Raw genomic sequence first — 12,988 nt, forward strand, 5'->3', positions numbered from 1 at the left:
AAGCCAAGGGCAGGAAGGGGAAGGAAGGGCTGTCGGGGTGGTGAGTTCTGCCTTGACGGCCACTCACCACGGCACCTGGCCTGCGGTTCACTCGGACTCCGCAGCTTCTCCTGTTGTCTCCGTCCGCACCAGCACGCATGGTGGTAGGGCAGCTCTTCCGCCCCAGCAGGTCGGCTCAGCGACCAGGAGCATCCCCATGACCGATTCCTCGGCCTCCCAGCACGAAGCCCCGGTGAAGATCATCGCCTTCGTCCAGTACCCGGGTCTCACCCCGCTCGACATCGTCGGCCCCCTGCAGGTCTTCAGCGAACTGTCCCATCTCGTCCCCGGTTACGACACGGTCGTGGTCGGCGAGCGGATCGAACCGATGGCAACCGACACCCCGCTGTCCCTGGTCCCCAGCCACACCTTCGAGTCCATGCCCGATCCGTACGCGCTCATCGTGCCCGGCGGCACGGCCGCCACCCTCGCCGCAATGGCCGACGAGAAGCTGCTGGACAACCTGCGCACCGCGGCCGCACGCTCCGAGATCGTCGGCTCGGTGTGCACCGGCTCGCTGCTGCTCGCCGCCGCCGGTCTCCTGGAAGGACGCCGGGCCAACTCGCACTGGATGTACCGCAGTCTGCTGGCCAGGTTCGGGGCGATCCCGGTGGCCGAACGCTGGGTCCGGGACGACAACGTCATCACCTCCGCCGGGGTGTCGGCCGGCATCGACCTGGCGCTCCGCCTGGTCGGCGAGCTCGCCGGTCCGGACGTCGCGCGCAAGGTCCAGCTGTTCATCGAGTACGACCCCGATCCCCCATTCGGCTCGATCGACTGGGAGGCCGCCAACCCCGGCCAGTACGCCCCCCAGGGGCAGAAGCGTCTTCGCCAGGCCCTCGCCGACCATCCCGCGCTCCTGGAACGCCTGACCGACTGAGCGAACTCCCGAAGGCTCGGCGCAGCCGGGCGCCGGGCGGACGGTGGTGGTGTCGGTGGTCAAGAGCCGGCCTTTCGGGCCGTCAGGACGAGGGTGGTCGGGGCGGCTCAGTCCCCGCGTTCCTCCACAGCACCGGCCGCTTCCCCGCCCCGTAGGCCGCCCCGCTCCCCCACCGACAGATCCCTGCGCACCGCTCGCTGCAGAGCCCGCAGCGACGGAACGGGAGGCGGTGGGATCGCCGGCGACCTGGGCAGCGAGCTCACGGTGGATCGCGGCGACGTTCCCGCCCCGGAACGCCGGCAGACGCCGGGCCGAGCGAGGAGCGGCGCGCGGCGCTGCGGAGGCGTACCTGGCGATCCCCGAGCATCTGCGCCGCTACGCGCCGGGCGACATGGCTCCGAAGACTGGCCGCTGAAGGGGCTCAGAGCTGCCGCGCCTGCTCCCGCTCGGCCTCGGCGGCGAGGTACACCTCGTTGATCACAGCCCGCAGGTACGGCGTCCCGTGCATCCGGCCGACCCCGGTGTGGGCCTGGTAGAGGCGTAGCGCCATCAACTCCCAGAGCGGCTCGCGTGCGCGTACCAGCTCGCGCAGTTCCCGGTGCAGTTCGGCCGTGGGCGCCTTCGGCCGCGCGGCCTTGGGGACGGACCCCTCGGCGGTGGTCTCCACCTCCCAGCGGCCGATGCTGTCCACCACGACCAGGCCGGGTCCCTCGACCCAGCGCTCGCCGCGTGCCTCGCCGATCCCGTTGGCGACCAGATCCGCGGCGAGGCCGCCGAGGAACCCGCCGAAGCGCGGCGACCGCCGCTCGCCGGCGGCGTCGACGTACCCGATGTAGGAGTTGTCGTCCTTCGTCAGCGCCTGCGCGCGCAGCAGCCGCGCACCGTGTCCCGTGCAGCGCAGTACCACGGGGCCCTGCCCACGCAGCCTGCCGGTGACCTCGGGTGCCTCGGTGGTGGGCGCCAGCCGCAGCGTCCACTTGGCCTTGGGATCGCAGGCGACCTTCAGGTGGGTGATCCCGATGGGCAGCAGGAAGACGCCCTGGGCGGTTCCGGTGAGCTTCTTGCCCTCGAAGCTCTCGGTCGCGGCCCCGGTGCGGCTCACGAAGGCAAGATGCGAACGGTCGCCGAGAAGCGAGAGGTCCTCGGTCGGCGGGCGCACGGAGAACTCCACCAGAGCCGGGCGGCCGGGCTCGGGGCGGTCCACCAGCACTTCGGCCGGCCCGGTGCCGCGGAAGCGGAACCGGTCGGCGGAGCGGGTCGGGTGCCGTTCCCAATCGGGTCGGGCGAGCTCGTCCGGTGTGGCCAGCTCCAGCGGGACCGGCTCGCCCCGACGCAGTGCGCTCAGCCGCACCAGCGCCGCGCGTCCGTCGCCGAGCGCCGCGCACACGCGGCGGGCGCGGTGCCCGCCAGGGGTGCGCAGCGCCGCTTCGGCCGCCGCCAGGGCGAGCCACGCGTCCTGCCGCTCCGCGGCGATCGCCGCGGCTTCGGCCGTGTCGGTCGCCCTGTCCTCCTGGGGAGCGGTCTCGGCCAGCCGCCTGCGAAAGCCGACGACGGCGTCGGCCAGTTCGGTCGTCTCCGCGCGAATGCCGGCCAGCTCGCCGAGGGCGCTGCGGCCCTGCTGGAGCGCCTGGGCGACCAGCTGCTTGCGGTCCGGCTCGCCGCCGCGCGCGGCCGCTGCGGCGACCTGGAGCGCGGCGTCGACGCGGTCGACACCCGCCGCCAGCACCGGGTCGGCCGCGCACTGCGCCTCGGACGGCCGGGCCAGGGCCATATCGCGCCGGAAGGAGGCGATGTCACGGCTCAGCTTCCGGGACAGCTGCTTCGCCTCGTCGGCCAGCTTGGCCTGTTCCCGCTGCCGCTCCCTCCGGTCGCGCTCCAGCTGCCGGGCGGCCTTCTCCCGGCCCGCCTCCAGCGTGCGCAGCCCGGCCTCGCCGCCCCTGATCGAGGCGCGCACCGCGGGAAGCCGCTCGCCCGGCACGGTCGCGGTCGCGGCCGCCGCGGCGCGGTGCAGCGCCTCCTCGGCTTGGCGGATCGCGTCGAGCAGCCGCTCCGGGAGCGCGACGCCGTCCTCGGGCTCCGCCGGGAGGAGGCCCGCGCGGGCCAGGTCCAGCCGTTCGCGCAGCGCGCCGATCAGCGCGGCCATGGTCCGCTCCTCGGTGTGCCGCCGGTTCACCTCGTCCAGCGCGGTGCGCGCGGTGTCCAGCGCCGAGGCCACCGTCCGGGCGCGGTCCCCCGCGCCCCCGGCCGCCGCCTCGACAGCGCGCGCCAGCGCCGTCTCGGCACGGGTGAGCGCCGCTTCGGCGACGGGGTCGGCGGCGGGCAGGCGGCAAGCGGCAAGCGCCTCGCGCAGCGTGCCGATCGGGGCCCACAGCCGCGTCTCCTTCCGACGCAGCTCGGCGAACCGGCACAGCGCCTGCCGGCCCGGGTGCAGTTCCGCGAGGACGGCCTGGCGTTCCGCCGCCCGGCGCAGATCCGCGGTGGCGGCGCGGTCCAGGGCGTTCTGGTACGCCGTCCGGGCCTGGTCCAGGAAGTCCGCGGCGATCAGGTCGGCCTCGGTGACGGGCCGCGCGTCCCCGACCCCGTCGCCCGGTTCACCTTCGGTCGCCTCGCGCAGCTGCGCGCCGAACGCGCGCAGCGCCTCATCCACCGCGGCGGCCGACACCGTGTCCTCCGGCGACGGTCCCGGCTCCACGGGCTCCGGGCGCTCCACGAGGTCCTGGGGTTCCGAGGACGTCGCGGATTCCAAGGGCGTCGGGGACGCTGCGGATTCAGCGGACACCGTGGGGTCGGGCGATCCCGTCGATCGCCGTCTGCCCCATCGGCCCGTCAGAAACCCACCACTCATCAGCCGTTCCCCCCGTCGCACGCGACCAGCGCCGCCACCCTACCCACACCGACGGACCCCGAAAAGATCTCCGTCGCCGGCTTGACCGGCCGCTGCGCGACGAAGTCGATCAGCTCCTCCAACCGGCCCGGCAGAGCCACTGCGACCAAGGCGCCACCGCGATCACCGCGGTCGCCACCGAACTCGGCATCCCCGCCACCGTCACCGCAGCCGAGTTCTACCGCACCGCGACCGCCGCACCCCAGAAACCGCCCCGGCGCCGCGGGGCTCCTGCCGCGAACCGGGACTGTTCCGGCGGGCCGACCGCTCTGTTCGAGCTCATCCTCTACCGCGGCATGTCGATCGGGTTCAAGGACGTCAGGGTGGGTCACACCCGTACGGGCCTGGCACCGCTCGACGAGACGGTCACGTCCGTCGAGGGCCGGCACCGCAATCGCATGCCCCCGTACGCCACACTCAGGCCGCTGTGGCGAGTGCCCGGGCGGGCTGCGTCTGCTCGTAGGCGTGGCCGACCCGCAGGAGCGTGGGCTCGCCGAGGGGCCGGCCGAGCAGTTGCATGCCGATCGGCAGGCCCGCCGAGTCGTGGCCGACCGGAACGGTCAGGGCGGGCACTCCGGTGATGTTGGCGGGGGCGCAGAGGCGCACGTAGGCGTCGGAGACGCCCTCGACTGTGCCGTCGGGCCAGATGACCGTCTCCTCGTCGGCCCCGACCGCGGGCATCGGGACGCTCGGGGCGGCGATCACGTCGACCTCCTCCAGCATCCGTGCCCACTCGGCGCGCATGAGCGTGCGGGAGCGTTGAGCGCGTACGTAGTCGCCGGCGCTCATCAACTCGCTTGCCTCCAGGAGGATGCGGACGTCCTCCTGGTACAGCTCGGGGGCCGTGCGCAGGCTGCCTTCGTGGTAGGCGCCGGCCTCCGGCACCATCAGGCCCCACTGGGTGGCCTGGATGTAGCGGGTCATCGGGATGTCGACCTCGACGAGCCGTGCGCCCAGGGTTTCCAGCTGGCCGATGGCGTGCCGGACGGCGGTCTCCACGCGCGGGTCGACGTGGTCGAAGTAGTAGGTGCGCGGCAGGCCGATGCGCAGCCCCGTCAGGTCCGTGCCGGCACCGGGCCGGTAGTCCGTGGCGGGCACGGACAGCGAGGCGGGGTCGCGCGGATCGTGTCCGACCAGCGCGGTCAGGACCAGGGCGGCGTCCTCGACGGTGCGGGTGAGCGGACCGACGTGGTCCAGCGACCAGGACAGGGAGGTGACGCCGTGACGGGGGACGAGACCGTAGGTCGGTTTGAGGCCGACGACCCCGTTGAGCGCGGCGGGCACCCGGATCGACCCGCCGGTGTCGGTGCCCAGGGCGAAGGTCGCGGTGCCCGATGCGACGGCGACCGCGGAGCCGCCGCTGGAGCCGCCGGCGACCCGGCTCCGGTCCCAGGCGTTGCGGGTCTGCGGGGTGGTCAGGCCGAACGCGAATTCGTGGGTGTGGGTCTTGCCGAGCAGGACGGCGCCGGCCGCGCTCAGGCGCGCGGCGACCGTGCTGTCCGCCGTCGCGCGATGGTCGGCGCGCACCCGGGAGCTGGCCGTGGTGGCCATCCCGCCGACGTCGATCAGGTCCTTGAGTCCCATCGGGATGCCGTGCAGCGGTCCCCGGTAACGGCCGTGCGCCGCTTCGTGTTCGGCCTCGCTCGCCGCCCGGCGGGCCTGCTCCGCGGTGACCGTGACGTAGGCGCCGAGGTGCGGTTCCACTTTCTCGATGCGATCGAGGACGGAGTCGACCAGTTCGACGGGGGACAGTCGCCGGGCACGGATCGCGTCCGCGGCGGCGGCGAGGGACAGCTCATACGGCTGCATCGTGCTTCTCCTCTCCGGCGCGGTAGGCGGCGGCGGGCGGGACGTCCGCGAAGTCCAGCTCGCGCAGGACCGCGACGACGCCGTGGATGTGGTTGGCGACCGCGGCGACCGCGGCGTGACGCTCGGCGGGCAGCACAAGTCCGGCGCGGGCGGCCCAGCGGGCGGCCTCCGGTGGTGTGAGTTCGACGGTGGACATGGATGTTCTCCTTCTCGGTCGAGGTTGGCGTGGCGGAGTAACCGAGGCCGTAAAGGCCAGGGATGTGCTTGAGGTGGCTGCAGGCGCCGCAGCTGGTCGGCGGCCCCGCGGGGCGGCCGGGCGGCACCGGCCGCGTGATCAGGCCGCGGTGGCCGGGATCTCGACGCCCGGCTCGGCGAGCAGCCGGTAGCGGCCGTTCTCCCGGCGGACGGTGCCGGCCGTGGGCTGCGGGAAGTGGGTGCCCAGGAGCAGCGTGTCGGTGTCCGCCAGGGCGTCGAGCAGCCGGCCGCGGGTGCGGACCGCCTGGGCGGCGTCGATGTCGACGCAGCTGTTCACGTGGGGGTGGGACAGCTGCACGGGGTGGTGGATGCTGTCGCCGGTGATCAGCGCCCGGCGGTCACTGCCGCGCAGTTCCACGGCGACCTGCCCCGGGGTGTGGCCCGGGGCGGGGAGCAGGAAGACGCCCGGCGCCACCTCGTGCCCCTGTTCGGGCACGTCCACGAGGTCGTACTGTCCGGCGTCGCGGACGGGGGTGACGGAGTCGCGGAACATCTGGCGGCGGGCCTCGTCCAGGTCGGTGGCGGCCCAGTGGTCCCATTCGGTGCGGCCGGTGAGGTAGCGGGCGTTGGGGAAGGTGGGGACCCAGTCCTCGCCGACGAGGCGCGTGTTCCAGCCGACGTGGTCGGTGTGCAGGTGCGTGGTGATCACCAGGTCCACGGACTCGGGCGGGAAGCCGGCCGCCGCGAGGCGCTCCAGGAAGTCGGTGTCGAGACCGTTCCAGGCCGGGTTGGCGCGTGGCTTGGCGTTGCCGATGCCGGTGTCGACGACGATCCGCAGCCCGCCCGCCTCCACCGCGAAGCTGTGGCTCGCCAGCCGTGGGATGTCGGCGTCGGCGAAGTCGGGGCGCAGCCACGACGCCTCGTCCAGCACCTCCTTGGTGGCGTCCGGCAGCAGCCAGGGTCCGGTCTGCCGAGGCAGTTCGATCTCGTCGACGCGGCGTACGGCGATGTCGCCGAGGCTCCATCCCGCACTTGCGAAGGGGGTGGCCTGACGGGGCGTGGCGGTGCTCATCGGTGGGTCCTTTCGGGCGGGCGGGGCGCTGTGGGAAGGCGGGACTCGGTCAGGCGGTGCACGGCTGCCGCACGGCGCGGGTGAGGCCGATCAGGGTCAGCAGGACGACCGTCACGGCGTAGAGCGAGACGGCGGTCTGCAGGCCGTACAGGTTGGTCAGCAGGCCGGCGAGGACGGCGGGGACGCTCATGGCCAGGTAGCTGAGGACGTAGTAGGCGGCGAGCGTGCCGGCGCGTTCGCCCGGGGCGGCCGGGGGCAGCAGCAGGCGCAGGGCGCCCTGGGCGACGGCGCCGAAGCCCGCGCCCGCCAAGGCGGTGCCGGCGAACAGCGCTGGCAGGCTGTGCAGGTGGGGGCCGCTCAGGGTCAGCAGGGCACCCGGGATCAGGAGCGCGGTGCCGGCCAGGCTCACGGTGCGGGCGGGCAGTGCCCGGGCGGCGTGGCCGGTGAGGCCGGCCGCGGCCGTCAGGGTGAAGAAGACCAGGCCGCCGGTCGCGCGGGCGGCGTGCGGGGCGATGAGCCGGGCGAGCGAGGGGCCGAGGGAGGAGTAGAAGCCGCCCAGGGCCCAGGCGGCGACGACGCCGGGCGCGGCGAGCGCCATGGCCGGCCGGGAGGCGGGGGCGACGGTGATCGCGGGGCGCAGTGAGCGCCAGGCGCCGGGGTGGGGGCGGGCGGTCTCGGGAGTGCGCAGGACCGCGGCGGCCTGCGCCGTGAAGAACAGGAGCAGCAGCAGGTAGACGGTGCGGGTGGGGGCGGGGGCGTACTGCACGAGGGCGGTGGCGGCCAGCACGCCGACCGCCATGCCGGCCACGGAGGTGATGCCGTTGGCGGCCGCTGCCCGGCCCGGGCGGCCGGGGTCCTCGAAGTCGAGCAGGGCGGCTCCGGCGGCGCTGGTGGCCACGCCGGTGGCCAGGCCTTGCAGGATCCGGGCGGCGATCAGCGCCGGCACCCCCTGGGCGGTGGCGAAGACGGCCATCGCGGCGCTTTCCGCCAGCAGCGCCCCGGCGAGGACCGGGCGCCGGCCCAGGTGGTCCGAGAGCGTGCCCGCGGTCAGCAGTGCCACCAGCAGGGCGAGCGCGTAGGCGCTGAACACGACGGTCAGCGTCATGGCCGAGAAGTGCCATGCGGCTTGGTAGAGCGCGTAGAGCGGGGTCGGTGCGCTGGAGGCAGCCAGCAGGCCGACCAGGACCGAGGCGTGGAGCCGGAAGGCACCGTGGTGGCTCAGCAGGGGCAGGCGGCGGGGGTGGGGCGGCGGGGCTGTGACGCTGGTCATGGAAGCACCTCTGAGCCTTAAGGCGAATGCTTTGCATTAAGCACTCTAGGCTCTCGCCACCCTGGAACGCAAATATTTAGCTTTTAGGTGGTGGGAGGGGTGCGCCGCGACCGAGCACCGCCGCCACCAGATGGCCGACGTAGGCCGCAGACAGGTCCGAGGGGCGGAACAGGATCCGATACATCAGGGGGGCGACGACGACGTCCAGCAGGGTCTCCACGTCGGGCACGGCCTCCCCGCGCCCGGCCGCGCGCACGCCGATGGCCTTCAACTGCTCGGCGGCGTAGTCGGAGCATCGGGCCGCGTTGCCCTGCTCGGGGTCGCCCAGCAGGGCGTCGCGGATGTACGTGCGGCCCGCCGTCGAGGACATCTCCTCGGCGAACTGCACCGTCCACGCCTCCAGGTCCGCCCGCAGGCTGCCGTGGTCAACCGGCGGGGAGTCGGGGCGCAACCGCTCGACGGCCACGTCGGACAGCAGTTCCCGCAGGTCCCCCCAGCGCCGGTAGACGGTGGACGGCGTGACTCCCGCGCGAGCGGCGATCAGGGGCACGGTGAGCTCGTCCCGCCCCAGTTCCGCCTCGAGATCTCGGACGGCCTGGTGCACGGACTGCTGGACGCGGGCGCTGCGCCCGCCGGGGCGTGTGGTCGGTCGGGCACTCATGCACACAGCTTAATGCGAAGAAGTTGCGTCTGACTGGACGTCTCTGCCGCCGGCTATCCGCCATCCATGATCCGGATGATGGTCCTGCCACGGACGTGACGGCCGGGGGCGAACGCGGCGGGTGCCTCGGCCAGCGCCCTGACCTCGCCGACGATCGGCTTGAGCCGTCCGTCCCTGAGCCTCCGGACCAGGTCCGTGAGCCGGACACGGTCGGGCTCGACGACGAAGAAGACGGCCCGGCCGTCCCGCGGACGGAACTCGGGCGGCGAGGCGATGGTGACCAGCGTGCCCCCGGCCCGCACCAGCGGGGCCGAGCGCTCCTGGACCTCGCCGCCGATCACGTCGAGGACCAGATCGACCTCCCCGACGCCCTCCAGCCGGTCGGCCTGCAGATCCACGAAGGCATCCACGCCCAGCCCGACAGCGGTGTCCCGGTCGCCGGCCCGGCCCGTGCCGATCACCCGCGCCCCCGCCTCACGCGCGAGCTGCGCCGCGATCGACCCCACACCGCCCGCGACCCCGTGGACCAGGACGGTCTGCCCCGCGGTAAGCCGGCCGTGGTCGAACAGGGCCTGCCAGGCGGTCAGCCCCGAGATCGGCAGTGCGGCGGCCGTCGTGTGGTCGACGTCCGCCGGAAGCGGAGCCAGATTGCGAGCCTCCACCGCGGTGTACTCGGCCAGCGAGCCGTCCCGGGCCCAGTCGGCCAGCCCGAACACCCGCTGGCCCACCGAGAGACCGGTGGTGCCGTACCCGAGTTCGGCAACGACGCCCGACAGCTCGTGTCCGGGCACGCTCGGCGTCCGGTCGCGCCCGGCGCGATCCGTCCACGTTCCCGGCCAGGTGAGTTCCCCCGGGGTGAACCCGGCGGCATGCACGCGCACGATGACGTCGTTCTCGGCGACGTGGGGGTAGGGCACCTCCGTCAGCGACATTCCCTCGACACCGGCGGCGCGGTCCCGAACGGCGACGGCCTGCATGCCAGGTCCTCTCTCCAGCGGTGAGCCCCCTTCGAGCGATCGGGAACAGGCTGCCACGAACTCCCGCGGCCCGCCTGCTGCCGATCGAAGCCGGCCCTGGGTCAGGCCTTGGCGATATTCCTGCCCGGCATCGGCTCCGCGAGTGCGGTCCGCCATTCAGGCGAACCGAAGGCGTCCGCGAAGTACTGCGTCTCGTGCACCACATGCCCGTGGGCGAATTCCATGATGCTCACCGAGTAGGTGGGCACCCCGTCGTACGTGATGACGCACTCGCTCACCCACAGATCCCCGCTGCCAACGATCCGGTGGACAGTGAAGTGCCGACTGGCAGGGTGTCCGCCACGTTGCGCCGAAATCGTCGCGCGGCCCCGGAATCGTTCACCTGACTGGGGGTAGTCGAGGATCGCGTCCGCCGCGTAGATGGCGTGCTCGGCTTCGGTGTCCCCCTCTTCCGATGCCCGCCAGTGTTCCTCGACCGCGGCCCTGGTCCGGATGTCGGCATCCATCGCGCTGTCCCCTCTGCAGGCAGCCGGATCGATCCGGGGGCCTGGGAACACTTCGAGGTTTCCCCCAGGGCGCCGGACCGTTGAACGTATCGGGCAACGGTGACAGCGTAGATCGCCAAGGCAGCGACTCGGCTTCAGGACACCGCGGATCAGGATCGGACAACCCGTGATGCGTGGAAATCCCTGGCGCCCGGGCCGGCGACGGGATCGTCGGTGGTCACGGTTCGCAGCGGCGTGGGCCCGGGCGGATCGGCGCGGCTCGGCCCGCAACGGGGCGGAGCGATGCGATGCTGCGCCGGTACGGGGAGCATCGTGTGGACGCGGTGGTCCACCGGCGGCTACGTCGGGCTGTTCCAGGACGGGCACCGACGGGCACCGCTGTCGGCTCCGCCTGGGCTGCCGGGTGGGATCGCCTGCGGCTCGACGGTGAACGACTTCGGGCGGTCATGCCGACGGCCCGCGACGATGAGCAGGAGGTGGGTCCGTGACCGGGGCAGCCGGCAGGGTGGCGTTGGTGACAGGGGCCAGCAGCGGAATCGGTGCGGCCACCGCGCGTCTTCTGGCCGCGCGGGGGATGCGCGTGGTGGTCAACTACCTCCGCAGCGGCACGGCGGCCGGGGAGGTCGTGGCCGGCATCGAGGCCGCAGGCGGCCGGGCCATGGCCGTGCAGGCCGACGTGCGCGAGGCAGTGGCGGTCGAGGGCATGGTCGAGCAGGTCCGGGCGGCCTGGGGCGGCATCGACGTGCTCGTGCACAACGCGCTCACCCCGTATGTGATCAAGCCGTTCCAGGACATCACGTGGGAGGAACTGGGCGGCAAGCTCGACGACGAGATGCGTGCGGCGTTCGCGGTCACCAGGGCCGTTCTGCCCGCCATGACCGAACAGGGCTGGGGTCGCATCGTCTATCTCGGTACGGGCCTCAGCCGCCGGCCCCGGGAGGGCATGATCGCGCTGGGCACGGCCAAGGCCGCGCTGGCACAGTTCGCCCGGTACCTCGCGCAGGAACTGGGCCCGCGGGGCATCACGGTCAACGTCGTCGAACCCGGCCCGGTGGAGGACACCCGCATGGCGAAGGTGTTCGACGAGGAGCACAAGCAGCGGCAGGTGGCCGCCACCCCCTTGGGCCGCCTGGCACGCCCGGGCGATGTCGCCCAGGCGGTGGCCTTCTACGCCAGCGAGGACAACGCCTTCATGACCGGCACCACGGCCGCGGTCAACGGCGGCATGTCCATGTACTGACGCCCCGCCGTCCCGCGCGCACGGGGCCCGACCGTGCCGGTCCGGTCGACGGCCGGACCGCATCCGGCACACCGTCACCTCGGCACCGTGGGCCGCGGCAGCCGGGCACGCGCGGGCGCACGGCAGTGACACGACCAAGGAAGACGTTCATGCACACGATCGATCTCGCCTACGTCGGACGGGGCCTGCACGAGGAACTGGTCGCCTACATCGCCGACCAGCAGGACTACTACGCCGACGAGGGCGTCCACGTCGCGCTGCGCGACGGCTGCTCCTGGGACGAGGAACGGCTGCGCCACGGCGCCACCATCGGGCTCGGCCGGGCACTGCTGTCCCGACTGGCCGACGGCATCCCCTGGGTCGCACTCACCGTCAACACCCACCGCCCGCTGTTCTGGTTCCTCGCCCGCCCCGGCCTGACCTCCCTGGCCGACCTGGCCGGCCGACGGCTGGCGGTACACGCCCCCCACACCGCACCCGGGTGCTTCGCCCGGATCGTGCTGCGCCAGGCCGGCCTCGACCCGGACCGCGACATCCACACCATCGTCCGCACGCCCGGCGACTACGGCATGGACCTGCGCCGGCTGCACGACGGCGGCATCGACGCCGCCCTGGTCGGCAGCACCATGGCACCGGAGGCGGTGGCCGCCGAGCACGGCTGGCAGGTGCTGGCCTGGATCGGCGACCACTTCCAGATCCCCACCGTGGGCGTGGCCGTCGACCCCACCCACATCCACCCGGACGACCCCGCGGTCCAGGCCGTCGTACGAGCCCACCGGCGCGCCCTGCAGGTGATCCACCACGAACCCGACACCACGGTGCGGCACATCCGGACGTTCCTCGGCCGACACACCGCAGACGAGGCCCGAGCCCACTACGAGACGTTCATCGCACCGTACTTCACCACCGACGGCCGGGCCGACCCCGCCGTCGGCGCCACCGCGATCAGCGCGGTCGCCACCGAACTCGGCGTCCCCGCCACCGTCACCGCAGCCGAGTTCTACCGCACCGCGACCGCCGCACCCTAGGAGCCCGGCGACGCCGGCATCGGGTGCGGCGAAGACGGCCACGACGCCCCGCCGGCCGGCCGAGACCCCGCCCTGCGCCGGCGGGGCCTCGGCCGGTCGGCTGTCAGTCGTTCTGGTAGAAGCCGGACATGTCGACGATCAAGTCGCTGGTGCCGTCGGCCCCGTTCCAGAAATCGATGATGCCGTTGGCACCCGTCGGCGCCTGGACCAGGTTCGGAACCGATTCGCCGGCCGTCCAGTTCAGCGAGGACGCCGACGGCGGCGACAGCGGCGCGAAGGTGTTCTGCGCGTACTGGGCCAGGGTGTTCGGGTCGGGGGCGACGCTCAGGTGACCGTCCGACGTGGTGTCGGTCATCGTCGCGTTCAGCGCGAACGCGGTGATGTCGGGCTGGCCCGACGACACCGGCATGTAGACGTAGCTCCAGGG

Annotated in this window: 12 protein-coding genes; 3 read left to right on the top strand and 9 right to left on the bottom strand. The window is 73.3% G+C overall.

Features of this window, described 5'->3' with window-relative positions:
• The first annotated feature begins 196 nt into the window (after positions 1 to 196).
• Complete coding sequence (locus ACFVWU_RS26935; protein WP_387625656.1) at positions 197 to 919, top strand: DJ-1/PfpI family protein; 723 nt, start codon at positions 197 to 199, stop codon at positions 917 to 919.
• Positions 920 to 1,340: 421 nt separating this feature from the next.
• On the opposite strand, the gene ACFVWU_RS26940 is transcribed toward ACFVWU_RS26935, so the two are convergent.
• The 8 genes from ACFVWU_RS26940 to ACFVWU_RS26975 form a co-directional block, all read right to left on the bottom strand.
• On the bottom strand, positions 1,341 to 3,611 hold the full coding sequence (locus tag ACFVWU_RS26940) for a hypothetical protein (protein ID WP_387625658.1): 2,271 nt from the start codon (positions 3,609 to 3,611) through the stop codon (positions 1,341 to 1,343).
• Positions 3,612 to 4,220: 609 nt separating this feature from the next.
• Positions 4,221 to 5,612, bottom strand: coding sequence for an amidase (locus ACFVWU_RS26945; protein WP_387625660.1), 1,392 nt, complete (start codon positions 5,610 to 5,612; stop codon positions 4,221 to 4,223).
• Positions 5,599 to 5,808, bottom strand: coding sequence for a hypothetical protein (locus tag ACFVWU_RS26950; RefSeq protein ID WP_380615336.1), 210 nt, complete (start codon positions 5,806 to 5,808; stop codon positions 5,599 to 5,601). Before ACFVWU_RS26950 ends, ACFVWU_RS26945 begins: the two co-directional genes overlap by 14 nt.
• Before the next feature lie 138 nt (positions 5,809 to 5,946).
• Complete coding sequence (locus ACFVWU_RS26955) at positions 5,947 to 6,879, bottom strand: MBL fold metallo-hydrolase (RefSeq protein ID WP_387625662.1); 933 nt, start codon at positions 6,877 to 6,879, stop codon at positions 5,947 to 5,949.
• A 49-nt stretch (positions 6,880 to 6,928) separates the two neighbouring features.
• A complete protein-coding gene (locus tag ACFVWU_RS26960) occupies positions 6,929 to 8,149 on the bottom strand; it encodes an MFS transporter (RefSeq protein ID WP_387625664.1) in 1,221 nt (406 codons plus the stop codon).
• 76 nt (positions 8,150 to 8,225) lie between these two features.
• A complete protein-coding gene (locus ACFVWU_RS26965; RefSeq protein WP_387625666.1) occupies positions 8,226 to 8,810 on the bottom strand; it encodes a TetR/AcrR family transcriptional regulator in 585 nt (194 codons plus the stop codon).
• Between the two features lie 53 nt (positions 8,811 to 8,863).
• The gene (locus ACFVWU_RS26970; RefSeq protein ID WP_387625668.1) at positions 8,864 to 9,787 is read right to left on the bottom strand and encodes an NADP-dependent oxidoreductase; all 924 of its coding nucleotides are present in this window, start codon (positions 9,785 to 9,787) and stop codon (positions 8,864 to 8,866) included.
• 101 nt (positions 9,788 to 9,888) lie between these two features.
• A complete protein-coding gene (locus ACFVWU_RS26975) occupies positions 9,889 to 10,293 on the bottom strand; it encodes a nuclear transport factor 2 family protein (RefSeq protein ID WP_387625670.1) in 405 nt (134 codons plus the stop codon).
• Between the two features lie 514 nt (positions 10,294 to 10,807).
• On the opposite strand from ACFVWU_RS26975, the gene ACFVWU_RS26980 reads away from it, so the two are divergent.
• Positions 10,808 to 11,533: an SDR family NAD(P)-dependent oxidoreductase gene (locus ACFVWU_RS26980; RefSeq protein ID WP_387625672.1), complete on the top strand. Its 726-nt coding sequence runs from the start codon at positions 10,808 to 10,810 to the stop codon at positions 11,531 to 11,533.
• Between the two features lie 149 nt (positions 11,534 to 11,682).
• Complete coding sequence (locus ACFVWU_RS26985) at positions 11,683 to 12,561, top strand: ABC transporter substrate-binding protein (protein ID WP_387625674.1); 879 nt, start codon at positions 11,683 to 11,685, stop codon at positions 12,559 to 12,561.
• 103 nt (positions 12,562 to 12,664) lie between these two features.
• Here the strand turns inward: ACFVWU_RS26985 and ACFVWU_RS26990 are convergent.
• On the bottom strand, positions 12,665 to 12,988 hold a 324-nt coding region (locus ACFVWU_RS26990), incomplete at its 5' end, for a hypothetical protein (protein WP_387625676.1).

The sequence above is a fragment of the Kitasatospora sp. NPDC058190 genome (genome assembly GCF_042883685.1).
In the GTDB taxonomy this organism is placed as follows: domain Bacteria; phylum Actinomycetota; class Actinomycetes; order Streptomycetales; family Streptomycetaceae; genus Kitasatospora.